Consider the following 15,670-nt stretch of genomic DNA (forward strand, 5'->3'; position numbering starts at 1 on the left):
TGAAGGGATTTTCCCTGTAGGGGCAGTCCCTTGTGGCTGCCCACATCCATCATTTTAGGAGTGACACAGCACTAGTAGAAGGCGCGGTTAGAAAACCGTTCCTACTTGTAAGTTAGTTTCGTTTATAACAGACTTGCCTTCATAGACGCTTGTAATGGGATTTATAAGAATTCACCAAAGGGGTAAAACCGTGGATAAGAAATACCGTATTCAGAACGTTGAGACGATACCGAGTCCATCGCTGGTCGTCTATCTCACACAGGTTCAATATAACATTGACCATGCGATTGCGACCGTCGGTGGAGATGTCTCGAAGCTCAGACCGCATGCGAAGACGCATAAAACCGCAGAGATTATCGCCATGGAGCGGGATGCCGGTATCCTCAAACACAAATGCGCGACCTTGCGGGAAGCGGAAATGTTGGCACAGAATGGTATAGAGGATATTCTGATTGCCTATCAGATGGTAGGACCCAATGTCAACCGTTTTGTTTCCCTGCAGCTACAGTATCCAGATGCCGATTTCAAGGTTATTGTTGACCATCAAGAATCCGTGGCAGCACTCTCATCATCGGCGGCAAAGAACGGTTTGACCGTCAAGGTTATGCTGGACCTAGATGTAGGCATGAACCGCACGGGGATACCGGTTGGTGATGCCGCTGTGGATGTCTATGCACAGATTGAAGCGGCAGAGCGATTGCAACCGTGGGGATTACACGTCTACGATGGGCATATCCACGATGAAGATGTCGCTGATCGGAAAGCATCCTGTGACAAAAGCCTTGTGCAAGTAGAGGAGATGAAGGATAGGCTTGCTGCTAAAGGGCTTGAAGTGCCATTGGTTGTGATGGGTGGCACACCGACCTTCCCTATCTATGCGGAGACGCCGGGTGTGGAGGTGTCCCCTGGCACTTTCGTTTTTCATGATCACGGCTACACGACTCTCTTTCCCGATCTTGGATTTACCCCTGCCGCACTGCTCCTAAGCCGTGTGATTAGTATTCCGACGCCGCATAGGATTACGCTCGATTTGGGACATAAAGCCATCGCCGCGGATCCTGATGGTGTGCGTGGAATCGTTTTGAATGTTGACGGTGCTGAGGTGGACAAACAGCACGAGGAGCATTGGGCAATTAACGTTCCTGACAGCACACCGATGCACATGGGGCAAGAAATCTACGTCTGTCCGACACATATCTGTCCGTGTGTTGCCTTACATCCTTTTTATTATCTCGTAGATGCCGATGGGTATTGTCGCGGGACATGGGAGGTCACAGCACGCAATCGAACTTTTTAATTTATGGTCTCTTGGACCGCTCTCCATTTCATTACGAGCGGGTTTCTGGTCAGGACGCAGATGAAATAAGGATATGTGCAGCATAGCATTAGAAACCAAATCACTTATCCGCAAGGTATAACTAAAAAACCCTCAGGGCCAAGGGAAGAAGGGTGCGGGGACATTCGCGCCCCAACTGATGAGCGTCCATAGAACCGCCATGCCGAATTCCCCGAAGACCATACCTAAAAAGAAGGGTCGGAGTCGCTGATATTGTCGGATGCCGCTGTAACGGAGGAGCGGCGTTTTAATACCCCACGCGATGAAAACGGGAAACCAGAACACAATCAGGGTCCACGAAGCCGAGAGTGCATATCCAAGCGGATGGAGGGGCCACCACCAATATAGCATCCTCAAGATGACTAAGCCTGTTGTTACGAACGCGCCAATGCCAAAAAAGAATCCGCCTGTTGTGCGGAGGTCGGTTCCTAATCCTTCCATCGCTGCGACATTGTCCTGAAATGCCCAGAGCGGATTGCCGCGATACGTGTAGCTATACATGTAATTTGCACCGTGGGTATAGGGAAGCCATAAATGGATGACTGCTGCACACAGAAATGCGAGTGTGCTTCCTAACACAAATACGCCGACTAACGAACGGTAAGACATTCCCACCCGATCCCTAATTTTCAATCCGTCTAAAAAACCTGTGAGGATGAGTCCGCGCTGATCGCGTGTGAAAATTGCATCGAGGAATGACAACGCAGTGAGACTCTGCGCGCCCAGTACCGCTTTGGTTGAGATGAGTTGATAAAGGTCCAGGGGTCGGAACGATGTTTCTGTCATGAGCAGTCCACCTTCCGCTGTGCTACGTGCCATCACCACAGCAACAATGCAGATGTAAACCAGTATCTCGAACGCCGCGAAGCCTAAATTCAGTCCTGCCGTATAGCACCACCCGATCGCGAGAATCAAACTGATAATGAGTCCCCAAACTGCCGTGCGGTAAGGCAAAAGTTCCGTCGTGTCATCTGGCTTCGTTGCAGTAAAGGCGCGACGAAACACCTGCCGAAAGTGTGGAAATCCCATATAAATAAACGAAATTACGAGTACAATATAGGCTCCAGCAACTTGGTAACCGATATAGAGTCGGGTAGGGTAGAGTGGCATCGTGCTGACTCGCCAACCGAACATTGCGGCGACAACATCTTGGAACCGCGTGAGTAGAAAGAAGAACCATAAACTGAAAAGGAGTTGGGTCGGGAGGAGATAAAAGAACCCGACCGCCGCGAAGGACAGAAAGATGGGTGTGTACACCATAGCGTTGAAGGGGCGTTCTGTGAAGTATTGGTTGAGGATGTACCTTAGCGGTAAGTTCGGGATTTGGGGCCAGATTTCATGAAGTCCGTTCAACGTAAAGATGAGAGCGGGCACCGCGAACCCCAGCCACATCAGGCGATTCCGAAGAAAGCCGCGTCCCTCGTGTACAAACTCAAGCGGCAATGAGACTAACGGAAATGTGAGTTTCTCGTTTTCAATCCACTGTTTCCGGAGGATTGCTGCTAAGCAGAGAAACGCCGTGAACACCAAAAAGACGAGCACACCCCAGACACATAGCGGTTCTATCCATGCGCGCCACGGAATACTATCGCCTGTTTGTATGCCCTCATAGAAACTGATAGCGATAGGGGCTTGTCCTTTTTGTTCGGGTGAAAACGGAATCAACCAAGGCTTGATGTGTGGAAAAAAGAGGGTGTCCCAACTGTTGGTTTCGTTGGTAAAGTAGTTGATGGCAATGAGGGCGGGGATGAGTTTTTCCATGACACCGCGCGATGAAATCATCGATGCGACGAGCATCATGCAGTAAATGCACATCAATTCGCGCGGGGACAACCCAAATCGGTTATTCAGTCTTTCAAGCAACCGATTCCCTAATACCAGAAAAAAGAAAAGTCCAATAACCGCAGGGGGCAGCTGCAGAAACCCGATTTGGATGTAGGTAATTACTAATTCGGCATAGGAGACGATGCAACATATAACGATAACGAAGCAGGTACCGAGCAGGAAAGAACGTCCTGAGAGACGATTTTCGTTTATAGGAAGCAATATTGCACTGTCCCCTGTGAAATTTGATAGAGTTTATCACGATGTCCTGAATTTGTCAAATGCAACTTAACAAGATTGCTGCATCATAATAGGCTACAATACTTGTGTCTTTAAGAAAAAATGCCATAAGTTTATTTTTTTGTAACCAGTTCATGAATAGAAACGTTGTTAAAAACATGACTAATTCTATTTCTTTATGGACTGAAGCAATGCGGAATGGATCACTTCAATCCTTTGCTAAAATTAATCCCCTTGTTGGGTTACCTCCGAAAACTTTGCGTTTGTATAGTGTGTTAGGGGTTATGAAAAAGGAATATTGTTCTGGTGAAGAACCGGGATGGTTCCGTGTCCCAGCATCCGACCAGCGTCTTAAGAATATTGGGTTCTCTAAGCGAGGTCTTAGGAACGCGTTGCAGGAGCTGGTCGAGGTGGATTTGTTACAAATCCGCACAGAACAAGGTAAACGGTTATACCACCTGAAGTAGCATGCAAACGCGCGAATCTGCTTTAAAAATCCCGCGATTGGTTCTTGCATCTGCGTCACCTCGCCGTTCTGCTTTATTATCCCAGATTGGCATCACGTTTGAGGTGCGTCCGAGTGATATTGTGGAACCACCCCCCAACGTCCATTTGAATAATCCAGCCAGTGAAGTAACACAGAAACTTGCCTTGCTGAAGGCAATAGATGTTGCACAGCACTTTAATAACACTCTAATTATCGGCGCGGATACTTTGGTATCGTTGGAGGGGAAACTGCTCGGTAAACCGACCGACGATACAGACGCTTTCGAGATGTTGACACACCTGAGTGGCACATGCCATGAGGTTGTTACAGGTGTAGCCTTGGTGGACGCGCGGACAGGACGCGAAACCGTCTGGGCAGAAACAACACAGGTTTACTTTCGGGAGTTGCATAGTACCGAAATAAACGCCTATATTGCGAGCGGGGAAACATCAGATAAAGCGGGCGCGTATGGAATCCAAGGACGGGGCGCAGCGTTCGTTCGACGCATTGAGGGATGCTACTTTAATGTCGTTGGACTTCCATTAGCGAGCCTCGTTGAACACCTATCCACTTTTCAATTTTTCTAATTATTAGGTTTTTGCCCTACTGCGAGACCGTAATGAAATGGAGGGCGGATTTAAGAAACGCAGGTGAAAGATTCAGATTCATGTTGTTTCTCCGCAAGGTATAATTAAAAAACATTATACGCCTGCTGAGGGCTACACTGAAGTTGTAACCCCCGGCGAAATAGGCATCACGAAACTCCATTTCGGAATTCTTAATCTCACCCCCGAAGCGACCTTTTTTGACCATTCTGATGATACTGAAGTCGCATTGATTGCGTTAGGCGGGCATTGCACCTTGCTGGTCGGACATAACGGAAACAAAGCGTATGGGGTTTTGGGCGAGCGTCCGGACGTTTTTCACGGTGAGGCGTGTGTAGCGCATATTCCGCATCACACCACTTATGAGGTTCTCGCAGGCGAAGCGGGAATAGAAGTCGCAGTTTGCAAAGTTCTATCATACGCCGAATCCGCTGCGATTATTTTGGAGGCAGGGGAGACCGTAGATGAAAGTGAGACGCACCTCAGGATATGGGAAACCGACTTATCGGGGGAGGTAGATGTAGAGACATGGGATGCGAACGTGATGCTTTCGGGAGAGGAAGCAATCTGTCTGCACAGGTTCCGAGATGCCGATGGCGTTGCGACTTTCGATATCACGCGCACCGTAGAGACGGTACGCGTGCGATTGTATCACAATGATATATTAGCGGTTCCAGAGCAGGATACCATTGCGGCATTAGATTCCGAAGGGGTTGGCTACCAGTTGTGGGTGCAGCCAGATTTCTAAGGAGCGCAAATACCTACAGTGCTAAAATAGACGCAGTGCTACTCACCTTCGATGAGTTCACCGCCCTTCTTCAGGAAAGCGACAGCACTCCGTGAGATTTGGACCTTTACCTCTTGGCTATTCATTTCACCAACCGAGATGAGAATAATATTCTTATCATTGCTAAGGCCAAGAATTTTGCCGTGTAACCCGCCATTCGTTACGATTTCATCGCCTTTGGTCAGATTCTCCAGCATATTCTGATGTTTTTTACGTTTGGCTTGTTCCGGACGCCATAACAAAAAGTACATGATAGCACCCATCGCGATGAACGGAACAAGCAAACCTGTTATTTGATCCATGAAGTTTCTCCTTTTCTTTTGACGTAGTTTGCACGTCAAAACTTGCTGTTAAAAAATCAAAGAATTAGCATGGCATCGCCATAGCTATAAAAACGGTAGTTATGTTGGAGTGCCTCTTGGTAAGCCTGCTGAATCAGTTCCGTTCCAGCAAAGGCACTCACGAGCATAAGTAAAGTTGATTTGGGTAGATGGAAGTTCGTGACCAACGCATCTACCGCATTAAATCGGTGCCCGGGATAAATAAAAAGTTCACTGTGTCCGCTATAAGGATGAATGGTGCCTGTCGTGGCTGCGGTTTCCAAGGACCGCACGACTGTGGTGCCGATAGCAACGATTTTCCTTCCCGCCTCCCGCGCTGTGCGGATCCGGTTCGCTTCTATTTCGGAGAGGTGGATATATTCGGCATGCATCTTATGGGTTTGAATATTTTCCACTTTCACCGGTTGGAACGTTCCAGGTCCAACATGTAGCGTTAGCATTGCTGTTTCTATCCCGCTTTTTTTTAATTCCTCCAATAATTCTTGTGTAAAGTGTAAACCTGCCGTAGGAGCTGCGATTGCGCCTTCGGTGGCGGCGTAGACTGACTGATAGCGAACCTTATCTTCAGGAGTCGGTGGACGGCGAATATAAGGTGGCAAAGGCATCATACCCACATCTGTCAGAATAGTCGAGAACTCGCCGATATAGTCGAAACGGACGATACAGTGTCCGTCATCCGGTTTCGCGAGCACCTCTGCTGTTAGGGCAGCGTTACCAAAGACGACCTGTGTGCCGATTCGGAGACTCCGCCGCGGTTTGGCGAGTGCCTCCCATGTGTCCGACTCTTTTTCGCGGATGAGAAGGAGTTCTATCTTTCCGCCGGTTCCGCTTTTTCTACCGATTAACCGTGCCGGAATGACCTTCGTGTCGTTTAGGACTAACAACGCATCGTTGGGTAAGTATTTCCCAATCTGTGAAAACCGAGTATGGTAAAAAGCACAAGTGTTGCGGTCAACTACCAAGAGTCGTGACCCATCCCGCTGTTGAAGTGGACTTTGCGCGATCCGATCAGGCGGTAGATGGTAGTCGAAATCTGTGAGTTTCATATTGCGAATTATGAGTTTCTGGACATCGTTCTGCTCCGTTGAAAAAGCCATCAGCGGTCAGCAATAGGTGCTAACTTCGACAGAAATCTCTTTACTGACGGCTGACAGCTGAAAGCCGATTGCCATTAATAGAACAGTGAGGGTTGGGATGCTACGGGATAGTTGAAATATTCATGAGCGGTATCGGTTGCGATGCGTCCGCCCGGCGTTAGCATCAAAAATCCCTCTTTAATGTAGTAAGGTTCGTAAACCTCTGCGATAGTGCGTTCGTCTTCACTCAGAGCCACAGCGAGTGCCTTCAGTCCCGCACGTCCATTGAATTTTTCAATGAGCGTTTGAAAATAAGCGTAGTCTTGTCTGTTTAATCCGCGTTCATCGATGTCAAAGAATTTGAGTGCCTCTTCCACAACCTCAAGCGACAGAGAGCCGTCTGCTTCGACTTGGGCATAGTCCCTGACGTTAGCAAGCAGTTTATTTGCGATTCGCATCGTGCCACGCGAGCGGCACGCTAATGTGTATTCCGCATTTTCGTCGATATTGATGTTGAGTTTTGCGCTGTTAATCCGAATCGCTTGTTGGATGTCTTCTGGTTCGTAGTAATCGAGATGGATACGGATGCCGAATCTATCGCGAAAGGGTCCCGTCAGCAAGCCTTCACGTGTGGTCGCACCAACGAGTGTGAATTGCTTAAGCGGCATCTGCACGACATCCGATGCGGGACCTTGACCGATGGCTAAATCCAAGTGATAATCTTCCATCGCAGGGTAGAGCAGTTCTTGAACATACCCTTTCATCCGGTGGATTTCATCAATAAACAGAATATCGCCTTGATCAAGGTTCATCAAGGTTGAGGCGAGGTCGAGTTTCTCCATGACGGGACCGATCGCCTGTTTATAGTGAGTCTGAATTTCATTGGCGATGATCCGCGCAAGTGTGGTCTTCCCAAGTCCCGGTGGACCCACAAGCAACACATGCTCAAGTGCGTCCCCGCGCTTTTTGGCGGCTTCAATATGGATACGGAGCTGCTCTTTCGCTTTTTCCTGTCCGATGAACTCGCTGAGTGTTTCCGGACGGAGGCTGTATCCAAAATCGTCGTCTTCTTCTGCCAAATCTTGCATCCGGTCGAAATCTGGTATTTCGTGGTTATCCATTTTTGGGTCCTAACACGGGAGTTTCAATATAAGTAACAATCAACTTTCAGTACAAGGGCGTGAAGGTTGTAAAACAAACGTCCCTACTATAAGATCTACTGACTGCCGACTGCCGACGACTGATAGCCATTAAAAGACTAATTTCGAATATATCGAAGTGCTTGCGCGATGAGATTTTCTCGTTGCGCAGACTCGCCGAGAACTTGTTGTGCCTTCTCGATGGCTTGTTCTGCTTCAAGTTCCGATGCACCAAGGGTATTGACGAGGATTTGGAGTGCCTCTGCCGCTGGAGCACCCACGGGTTTTCCGGGGTCACTATCACCTTCGAGTTTCAATTTCATAATGTTCTTTCTGAGTTTACTGATGATGACTTGGGCGAGGTCTTTGCCTAAACGTGGAACCCGCATGAGGGTCGTCGCATCGCCACGGTGGACGGCGCGTTGGAATTGTGAAGGTGATAGCCGAGCGACGATGTTTTGTGCAAGGGCGGGTCCTACACCGGAGACCGTCAGTGCCAATTCAAAGACTTTGAGCCCGTCCTTTGAGGTGAACCCGAAGAGCGTAATTTTGTTGTCCCGGTTTTGATGATAGTAGGTATAGAGCGTAACAGTATCGCCTATAGGGGGTAAATCCGTTACAATTCTCGCTGGCACATCGATCATATATCCAATGCCGTTTACATCTACAATAACCTGTGTTGTTTCCTTATCTACGAGAACCCCTTTGATATAAGAAATCATATTTTAATTTGCCCTTTGCATATATTTTTCACGGAGTTGAAGGACTTTATAGGAACGGGCATGGCAGAGTGCAAGCGCGAGGGCATCTGCTGCGTGATCAGGACGAGGCGGTTCCTTGAGTTTCAGCAGTGCTTGTGTCATCTTCTCCATCTGCGATTTTGTGGCTTTTCCGTAACCCACAACCGCCTGTTTAACTTGCGTCGGTGTATATACAGTAACGGGGCAGTCCGCGTTCGCGGCTGCGAGTTTCACGATACCTTTAACTTCACCGACGACGAACGCACTGCTTACATTTTTGCTAAAAAAGATATCCTCAAGCACTATACTCTCGATAGCGAATTTGGCAATCAGATCGGTTACGGTATCATAAATTTGTTTCAACCGTAACTCCGATGCTGTTTTTGGGCTGGTGCTAATGTTTCCGAAACCCCGAGAAATTAAACGATTCGCGTGTGCTTCAACCACGCCGTATCCAGTATTCGCAATGCCTGGGTCAATGCCAAGAATTTTTTTAATTTTCCTTTCGGTTCGGTGAGGTGGGTTTTGCATGGGTTATGCTGCAGCTTCTAAAAGGTTATCGGGGATATCGAAATTGGCGTAGACTTTCTGGACATCATCGAGTTCGTCGAGAGCATCCATGAGACGTAGCATCCGTTCCGCTTCTTTTCCATCAAGTTTCACGGTGTTTTGTGGAATCATACTAATTTCAGCGAGTTGAATTTCAGCAGATGTTTCTTGAACTGCCGTTAAAACGCTATCGAACATCTCAAAGGGTGTGACAATTTCCATACCTGTTTCGGAGGCGGTTACATCTTCGGCACCGGCTTCAACCGAGATAAGGAACAGTTCTTCTTCATCAATACTCTCAGGCGTAACAACGATCAATCCACATTTATCAAAGCCCCATGCGACACATCCCCGCTCTCCGATTCTTCCTTCATGTTTGCTGAAAGCGTGTCGAATGTCTGCGACCGCCCGATTGCGGTTGTCGGTCAAGACTTCTATCATGATTGCGACACCCCCGGGTCCGTAACCTTCATAAAGGATTTCCTCGTAGGTTTCACCCTCCAATTCACCGGTGCCTCGAAGGACGGCTTTCTCAATGTTATCGTTAGGGACGTTGCTTGATTTTGCTGCTGCAATTGCGGTGCGGAGCCGTGGATTCATGTCCACATCCCCGCCACCAACGCGCGCTGCTGCGGTAATTTCTTTCACCGACTTTGAGAAGAGTTTGCCGCGTCTGGAATCGTTTGCTGCTTTTTTATGTTTGATTGTTGACCATTTAGAATGTCCTGACATAGCCTATGTCCTTTCTGTTTCTGATTGAATTAGCATAACATAAAATGAAAAAAGATGAAACTAAAATCTGCACTGCGCAAGGCGTTAAAATCGCATCGAACCTACCACGTGATTTAACGCCTTGCGAATCATTAAAAAATTGGACAAAACTCGAAACCTGTGCTAAACTTGTTACATCCTTCGTTTAAGGAGTTTATATAGGTTGCTATGTTACCTTTTATTTTGAAAATCGCGGACCAACCGGTAGAGCGTTTGCAGCGTATCAATGATGAAAACCAGTCTATTGATGTTGATGTGCAAGCCGAGCTTTACTCGCGGGAAATAGACCGTGCCGATAGGGAGCAGACAGCACAACCTCGGCGGTTAAGCCAGTTAATCTTGGACGAAGCCACTGAGAACGCTTATGCAGCGTTTACCGGATTCCTCCGGGATAGTGCGGAGTCGGCAGCGTTTCTGCCGTTTGAACGTCTTTCTCAACATCCGTGTCGGCAATATGCCTTGATTCTTTCCGCGTCCTCTTCTCATGAACTCTTTGAAATCTGCCAGATGCAACCTGATACAAGTCCTTCTATCCTGCACTACGGAGGCTATGAGATAGCAATCAAACCGCGCAGATACATTTTGGATACCGCTGCTTATTTGGTAGCACCGGATAAATATACACTTTTTATTCGACAGGTACGGGAAGACGACACAATTCGGGTCTACCGTAGCGATTTTATCAATCTCACTCGCAATTCACCACCACCGTTTAAACTGGATACCCGCGATATAATTGAAAATGTACAATTGGAACTCGTGGGAGAACAGGGACAGGCTTTGCCGATAGAGCAATTGCTCATGTTTCCACCGAGTACCGAAGAGGCAGACGCTCTGAGCCTTAGAAAGTGTCCAGAATGTGGGGGGCGTGTGCGCCAACTCGGCAGAGAAGGCATTTTTTGCCTTGAGTGTGATTGGGATAACCTACCGCCCCTGAAACATCCACGGTAATGGGACACCGGAGCGTGGACTCAAATTTGCTGGATTTATCGAGGGTAGAGTGGCGCGCCTACCCATTCGCTTCTGCAGTAAAGATGGACGTTCCTGTTTTCTAACTTTGCCCCCCAAGTTTCGCCATATACAAAATGAATACCGTGTTCCCAACAGCGAGCACTGCGCCGACGACGGTTTGGAGAAGTGTGTGTCGTTTTCGGTAAACCCGCGCCCAGGCAATCAGCGGAGTCAACAGAAATAGCCAGCCGAATTGTGGGTGCACGAGCATGACGAGAACAGTAACACATCCCGTAGCAACACTGCTGTGAAAGCTTATTTTCCACATCGGGGTAATTGCGGAAAAAATAAGACTGTTTACAATATAAGCAACGCCTGCCCAGACGATTTCCCGTGCCGCACCGAGCTGATGCAGGAGGACAGTCCCTACAACCATACTCATAACTGTGCAGCATAAAGGGAGGAGTCGTTCTTCCCTGTTATGCAAGTGTAGATTGCTTACTTTAGCATACCGAGCCATCACGGCGATTGATAATACCGGTAGCACGGTAACAAATAGGACAACAATTGCCAACCAGCGGAGTGCGTTTTGGGGAGCCGCATGTTTTTGGATAACACCAACAGCAGTTGCAATTGGAACCAAAAATGGGCTGAAGAGAACAGAAGTACCCCACGCGATGCGCGCCGGAATTGTTGATAAATCGCTACGCTCCATCAATTAATTTGACGTTTCCAAATTTTTGAAGAAATCAATTAAGTCCGCACCGTGTGTGCTTGCGTTGACCTCTTTATCAATTTCAAGAATCTTCCCTGTTTTATCAATGATAACAGCCAACCGTTGAATCTTTCCATCTGGGGCATCCGTCGCACCAAAGAGGAGGGCGAGGTTACGTTCGGTGTCTACCAAAAGTGGGAAATTCAGCTGATTTTCTTCCGAAAATTTTTGGTGGGAATCCGCATCGTTCGACGTAATCCCAAAAATCTGTGCATCGTATTTCTCAAAATGACTCGACTCATCACGGAGTGAGCAAACTTGAGCCGTTCAGCCACGTCCAAAATCGCGTGGATAGAAGGCTAATACGACATTCTTTTCCTGATGCAATTCGCTGAGTTGGTGCGTTTTACCGGTCCCATCGGTTGCAATAAAGTCTGGAGCACGTTGCCCAACCTCTATGCTTGGTAAGACTTCCTTAAGCAGTGCGGCGACATCTGCCCCGTGCGTTTTGACATTGACATCTGTATCAATCGCTCGAATGTATCCCGCTTTATCAATGATGAAAGTTGCCCGTTTTGAGGCATTGAAACTTTCAATGATACCACTATACTGGTTGCTTACCTCAAATTCGGTATCGGCTAAAAGTGAAAATCCGAATTTCTGTTCTGCCCGAAACCGCTTGTGCGATTCAACAGAATCAACACTGACGCCGAAAAGGACACTTCCTGTCGCTTCTATCTCGCTCAAATTATCCCGGAGCGAGCAAAGTTCAGTCGTTCATCCACCTGTAAAATCTTTTGGATAGAAAGCGAGGACGATATTCTTTTTTCCTAAATAGTCGCTGAGACTCCGCTCAACGCCTTCCTCATCTTTCAGTGTGAAATCGGGGGCGACCATGCCCACTTTTAGTGTGTTTGGCGTTGTCACTGCTTCCTCCCCTGAAGCTGCTGGAATTAAAATCGCTGTTATAAGAATAACAGCCCAGACGCTTGCATTCAGCCGCGTGTGAAACATCGCGTTATGCCTCCGTTAAATACATTAGTTAATGAAATTATACGCTATTTTGCTATAGATGTCAAGTAAATTTGCGTTTAGCATGCCACTGATTTTGGCTTCGAGGATGGCTTGATTTCAGTCGGAAATGATACCTTTTTCTTCAAGCCATGTCTTCAGGGGCACGTCCGCATCTTTGGGGGAAAAATGCCCATTTGCGGTGGTGCCACCGCCAAGTAACTGCTGTCGGATCGGATCGTTCCGCTCAAACATTTCTGCAGGTATGGTCATATCGTCCTTACTCCGTAGCCACCGGTAGCCGTATCCGTAAAAGAGTCCCTTTCGGGTGATGTCTGAATCGTTTTCGCTGCGGGCATGCCATATCCGTCGATCGAAGAAAACCGCGTCCCCAGGCTTGCAGCAGACTGGCGTTGCACCGTCCGGCATCGAACCGTCCTCTGGTCGATTGAGTTTATCCCAGAGGTGGCTTCCGGGGATGACATAGAAATTTCCGCGCCCGATTTCGGAGCAGTCCGATAGCCAGTAGACAACCTTTATGGAAAGGCGAGGTCGCGGTGAACTTTCGATCTCAAAGTTGACGCGTCCACTGTCCTGATGCCAACCGAGTGGAGCAGATTTACCACGAACTTTATCGGGACGCGGCGGTGTGATGATGAAATGGCTGTGATAGGAGTAAATATTCCATCCCAAGATTCCCCAGACCTTCGGAAACGTTTTATACCAATCCAAAATATTCACGAAAGCTTGGTCTGTGCCGAGAAAATTCGGGTAGAAGAAGTTGTTATGTGCAGTAAGTTGGCTCTTGCTGTATGGATCGTAACCAGTGTCGAGATGGTTCTGGTAGATGTTGTCTACCTTTGTTTCAAGCCGTTCGACAAGATCCGGTGGAAGCGCGTCTGCAACAGTAAAATATCCGTTTTCGTTCAGTTCGCGAAGTTGCTCGTCAGTAATCTGATGTTGTAGATGGCGTTCGTCAAGCATAGGTTAAGTCTCCAATGTGTGATGTTTATCCAAGGGCACGAATCGGTTAATCCGGTAGGGGACCCTCTATCTGGTCAACAAAACGAATAGAATTTATAACATCACGGAGGTCTGTGAGCGGGACTTGCCGGTTGCGGACGCTATCGACGAAATGGCGATGCATCGTCAACACGCCTTCGTAGTTGGGGGTGTCACGCTCGTCCACACCGTCAACTTCCCAACCTCCCATCACACTTCTATTGTTGTCCTCATAAATTTCGATTTCTTCTGGGATTTTCATGTAACAGCCGATGCCGACGCCGTGCAATTCGGAGCGCAGCACGCGTCCACCGGAGGCACGACTTCCAAAGAGCACACCTGTAACGTTGTTATCGAAACGGACGAAGGCGGTGTAGAAGTTGCGTTGTTCCGCATCAAATGTGTCACGATGTGCCGTAACTTCCACCGGCTCACCACCTGCCATATAACGGAGTAGATCGACGACGTGGCAGACATCGTTCCAAAGTGTTGTCGTGAATTCTCGGTTTCCCCCGAGCATTTGCTTGTTAAAGGTGGTGACGGCTAAGGTAACAGGTCCCTTTTCTGCGACGCGTCGCATCGCTTCGCGCGTAACAGCCGCAAATCTACGCTGGAACCCTACCATGCAGTAGACATCGTTAGCAACTGCCGCCTCAAGAAGTTGTTGCGTTTCATCGCTATTCGCACCCGGTGGTTTCTCAATGAACAAATGCTTGCCGGCATTGAGGCAATCCAGAGCGGGTTGCAAAATCCACTTCTCGTTCATCACGCAATAAACGACATCTAAGTCTAAGGTGTCCAGCATCTTCCGGTGGTCTGTGAAGGTGTGTGGAAACTCATATTTCTGGGCGACCTGTGCGAGTTTCTCCTCGTCCAGTTCACAGGCTCCGAGCATCTCGACATCATCTTCCAACCGATTTACGTTTGGATAATGTGCGCCTTGACTGCGGCCCCCTGCCCCGATAAATCCTGCTTTAAGCATTATGACTACTCCTTCGTCTCCGTGTTCGCTAAATTTTGTATGTGGGAGTATTCGTACTTTAGCACAAGGTTCAATTGATTGCAAGAAAATTTTTTAGACCTGTGCCCCTCAATTGTAAACACAAAATGTGCCGTCTGCGTTTGTAATTCTAACTGGAAATTGCTCATGTATCAATCGAAAAGTTTGATTCTCTCGAGCTTTTGTGGTATTCTTAAACTACATTTCTCTGTTTGCAGAGTAGTTTGAGATGAATCAATTGATAAGGAGAGACTCATGCCAGTTTTTGACGCAGAAGCCTTAGAATTTTGGGAAGAGAATGGTTACGTCGTTGTCCCTAAGGCGGTGCCGCTTGAGAATTGCCGCTCAGCCGAACAAGCCGTCTGGGATTTTCTTGAAATGGACCGCGAGGATCCCGAGAGTTGGTATCCCGATCCACCGCGGCGGAGTATCATGGTGGAAATTTATCAGCACCAAGCGTTGTGGGACAATCGCCAATACCCTCGCGTGCATCAGGCGTTCTCTGAAATTTGGGAAACGGAGAAACTCTGGGTGAGTTTTGATCGGGCGAGTATGAACCCACCTGAACGTCCAGATTATAAGTTCACCGGTCCGTATTTGCATTGGGATATGTCGTTGGACGATATGCCGGTGCGCTTAAAGGTACAAGGCGTTTTGTATCTGGCGGATACTCCTGGAAATCAAGGGGCATTCACCTGTATTCCGGGTTTTCATCGGAAATTAGAAAAATGGTTGAACGACTTACCTGATGACGCGAACCCACGGGAAGTTGTGCGAGACTATCAAGCGGAGGCGGTTCCAATCGCAGGGAAAGCCGGAGATCTGGTGATCTGGCATAGCGCATTGCCGCACGGCAGTAGTCCGAACTCCGCTACGCGTCCCCGAATGGCGCAATACATCACGATGTCCCCGGCACCAACGAACGGTAATCCTGAATCCCGGATTACCGGATGGCGTGAACGTTTAACGGGACTCGGAAGAGAGACAAAAGAGAAGGAGCACTATCACGGTAAAACAGCCGAGTTGACCCCTTTAGGGGAAAAGCTGCTTGGGCTTGAATCGTGGGGGGCTTAAATACAGTAGCGGCCTCTTGCTT

17 protein-coding genes and 1 pseudogene are annotated in these 15,670 nt (G+C 48.2%); 5 read left to right on the top strand and 13 right to left on the bottom strand.

All coding sequences use genetic code 11. The features are described 5' to 3' along the window. Positions 1–190 precede the first annotated feature (190 nt). Positions 191–1,297: a D-TA family PLP-dependent enzyme gene (locus tag J4G07_15270; GenBank protein MCE2415351.1), complete on the top strand. Its 1,107-nt coding sequence runs from the start codon at positions 191–193 to the stop codon at positions 1,295–1,297. Positions 1,298–1,429: 132 nt separating this feature from the next. Here the strand turns inward: J4G07_15270 and J4G07_15275 are convergent, their stop codons facing one another. Beyond that, on the bottom strand, positions 1,430–3,382 hold the full coding sequence (locus J4G07_15275; protein MCE2415352.1) for a hypothetical protein: 1,953 nt from the start codon (positions 3,380–3,382) through the stop codon (positions 1,430–1,432). A gap of 486 nt (positions 3,383–3,868) precedes the next feature. Between J4G07_15275 and maf the strand changes: the two genes are divergently transcribed. After that, a complete protein-coding gene (maf, locus tag J4G07_15280) occupies positions 3,869–4,474 on the top strand; it encodes a septum formation inhibitor Maf (protein ID MCE2415353.1) in 606 nt (201 codons plus the stop codon). A gap of 70 nt (positions 4,475–4,544) precedes the next feature. Then, positions 4,545–5,240: a 5-deoxy-glucuronate isomerase gene (locus J4G07_15285; protein MCE2415354.1), complete on the top strand. Its 696-nt coding sequence runs from the start codon at positions 4,545–4,547 to the stop codon at positions 5,238–5,240. Between the two features lie 38 nt (positions 5,241–5,278). Here J4G07_15285 and yajC read toward each other — a convergent pair whose 3' ends face one another. The 6 genes from yajC to J4G07_15315 all read right to left on the bottom strand — a co-directional run bounded on the left by yajC (position 5,279) and on the right by J4G07_15315 (position 9,856). Beyond that, complete coding sequence (gene yajC / locus J4G07_15290) at positions 5,279–5,581, bottom strand: preprotein translocase subunit YajC (GenBank protein ID MCE2415355.1); 303 nt, start codon at positions 5,579–5,581, stop codon at positions 5,279–5,281. A gap of 56 nt (positions 5,582–5,637) precedes the next feature. Continuing rightward, complete coding sequence (gene queA, locus J4G07_15295) at positions 5,638–6,666, bottom strand: tRNA preQ1(34) S-adenosylmethionine ribosyltransferase-isomerase QueA (GenBank protein ID MCE2415356.1); 1,029 nt, start codon at positions 6,664–6,666, stop codon at positions 5,638–5,640. Positions 6,667–6,791: 125 nt separating this feature from the next. After that, a complete protein-coding gene (ruvB, locus tag J4G07_15300) occupies positions 6,792–7,784 on the bottom strand; it encodes a Holliday junction branch migration DNA helicase RuvB (GenBank protein ID MCE2415357.1) in 993 nt (330 codons plus the stop codon). A 170-nt stretch (positions 7,785–7,954) separates the two neighbouring features. Beyond that, complete coding sequence (locus J4G07_15305) at positions 7,955–8,557, bottom strand: Holliday junction branch migration protein RuvA (protein MCE2415358.1); 603 nt, start codon at positions 8,555–8,557, stop codon at positions 7,955–7,957. A gap of 3 nt (positions 8,558–8,560) precedes the next feature. Beyond that, positions 8,561–9,106, bottom strand: a complete 546-nt coding sequence (ruvC, locus tag J4G07_15310; protein ID MCE2415359.1) for a crossover junction endodeoxyribonuclease RuvC — start codon at positions 9,104–9,106, stop codon at positions 8,561–8,563. 3 nt (positions 9,107–9,109) lie between these two features. Next, positions 9,110–9,856 (bottom strand): YebC/PmpR family DNA-binding transcriptional regulator, encoded by a 747-nt coding sequence (locus tag J4G07_15315; protein MCE2415360.1) that lies wholly within the window; start codon positions 9,854–9,856, stop codon positions 9,110–9,112. A 207-nt stretch (positions 9,857–10,063) separates the two neighbouring features. Here J4G07_15315 and J4G07_15320 point away from each other — a divergent pair, with 207 nt between their 5' ends. Then, on the top strand, positions 10,064–10,846 hold the full coding sequence (locus J4G07_15320) for a hypothetical protein (protein MCE2415361.1): 783 nt from the start codon (positions 10,064–10,066) through the stop codon (positions 10,844–10,846). 100 nt (positions 10,847–10,946) lie between these two features. On the opposite strand, the gene J4G07_15325 is transcribed toward J4G07_15320, so the two are convergent. The 6 genes and pseudogenes from J4G07_15325 to J4G07_15350 form a co-directional block, all read right to left on the bottom strand. Continuing rightward, entirely contained in the window at positions 10,947–11,561 is a 615-nt protein-coding gene (locus J4G07_15325) for a hypothetical protein (protein MCE2415362.1), read from the bottom strand. 3 nt (positions 11,562–11,564) lie between these two features. Further along, positions 11,565–11,882 (bottom strand): annotated as a pseudogene (locus J4G07_15330) (redoxin domain-containing protein). A gap of 6 nt (positions 11,883–11,888) precedes the next feature. Next, positions 11,889–12,308, bottom strand: a complete 420-nt coding sequence (locus J4G07_15335) for a redoxin domain-containing protein (protein MCE2415363.1) — start codon at positions 12,306–12,308, stop codon at positions 11,889–11,891. Between the two features lie 30 nt (positions 12,309–12,338). Next, complete coding sequence (locus J4G07_15340) at positions 12,339–12,575, bottom strand: redoxin domain-containing protein (protein MCE2415364.1); 237 nt, start codon at positions 12,573–12,575, stop codon at positions 12,339–12,341. Positions 12,576–12,692: 117 nt separating this feature from the next. Then, positions 12,693–13,556, bottom strand: coding sequence for a phytanoyl-CoA dioxygenase family protein (locus J4G07_15345; GenBank protein MCE2415365.1), 864 nt, complete (start codon positions 13,554–13,556; stop codon positions 12,693–12,695). A gap of 46 nt (positions 13,557–13,602) precedes the next feature. After that, positions 13,603–14,556, bottom strand: coding sequence for a Gfo/Idh/MocA family oxidoreductase (locus tag J4G07_15350; protein ID MCE2415366.1), 954 nt, complete (start codon positions 14,554–14,556; stop codon positions 13,603–13,605). Between the two features lie 273 nt (positions 14,557–14,829). Here J4G07_15350 and J4G07_15355 point away from each other — a divergent pair, with 273 nt between their 5' ends. Beyond that, on the top strand, positions 14,830–15,648 hold the full coding sequence (locus J4G07_15355; protein ID MCE2415367.1) for a phytanoyl-CoA dioxygenase family protein: 819 nt from the start codon (positions 14,830–14,832) through the stop codon (positions 15,646–15,648). Positions 15,649–15,670 lie beyond the last annotated feature (22 nt).

Source organism: Candidatus Poribacteria bacterium, from assembly GCA_021295715.1.
Lineage (GTDB): Bacteria > Poribacteria > WGA-4E > WGA-4E > WGA-3G > WGA-3G.

What these genes read in the sequence shown, in the direction of transcription:
- maf (MCE2415353.1), top strand. Translation starts at nt 3,869, where the DNA reads ATGCAAACGCGCGAATCTGCTTTAAAAATCCCGCGATTGGTTCTTGCA.
- yajC (MCE2415355.1), bottom strand. Translation starts at nt 5,581, where the DNA reads ATGGATCAAATAACAGGTTTGCTTGTTCCGTTCATCGCGATGGGTGCT.
- queA (MCE2415356.1), bottom strand. Translation starts at nt 6,666, where the DNA reads ATGAAACTCACAGATTTCGACTACCATCTACCGCCTGATCGGATCGCG.
- ruvB (MCE2415357.1), bottom strand. Translation starts at nt 7,784, where the DNA reads ATGCAAGATTTGGCAGAAGAAGACGACGATTTTGGATACAGCCTCCGT.
- J4G07_15305 (MCE2415358.1), bottom strand. Translation starts at nt 8,557, where the DNA reads ATGATTTCTTATATCAAAGGGGTTCTCGTAGATAAGGAAACAACACAG.
- ruvC (MCE2415359.1), bottom strand. Translation starts at nt 9,106, where the DNA reads ATGCAAAACCCACCTCACCGAACCGAAAGGAAAATTAAAAAAATTCTT.
- J4G07_15315 (MCE2415360.1), bottom strand. Translation starts at nt 9,856, where the DNA reads ATGTCAGGACATTCTAAATGGTCAACAATCAAACATAAAAAAGCAGCA.
- J4G07_15320 (MCE2415361.1), top strand. Translation starts at nt 10,064, where the DNA reads ATGTTACCTTTTATTTTGAAAATCGCGGACCAACCGGTAGAGCGTTTG.
- J4G07_15325 (MCE2415362.1), bottom strand. Translation starts at nt 11,561, where the DNA reads ATGGAGCGTAGCGATTTATCAACAATTCCGGCGCGCATCGCGTGGGGT.
- J4G07_15340 (MCE2415364.1), bottom strand. Translation starts at nt 12,575, where the DNA reads ATGTTTCACACGCGGCTGAATGCAAGCGTCTGGGCTGTTATTCTTATA.
- J4G07_15345 (MCE2415365.1), bottom strand. Translation starts at nt 13,556, where the DNA reads ATGCTTGACGAACGCCATCTACAACATCAGATTACTGACGAGCAACTT.
- J4G07_15350 (MCE2415366.1), bottom strand. Translation starts at nt 14,556, where the DNA reads ATGCTTAAAGCAGGATTTATCGGGGCAGGGGGCCGCAGTCAAGGCGCA.
- J4G07_15355 (MCE2415367.1), top strand. Translation starts at nt 14,830, where the DNA reads ATGCCAGTTTTTGACGCAGAAGCCTTAGAATTTTGGGAAGAGAATGGT.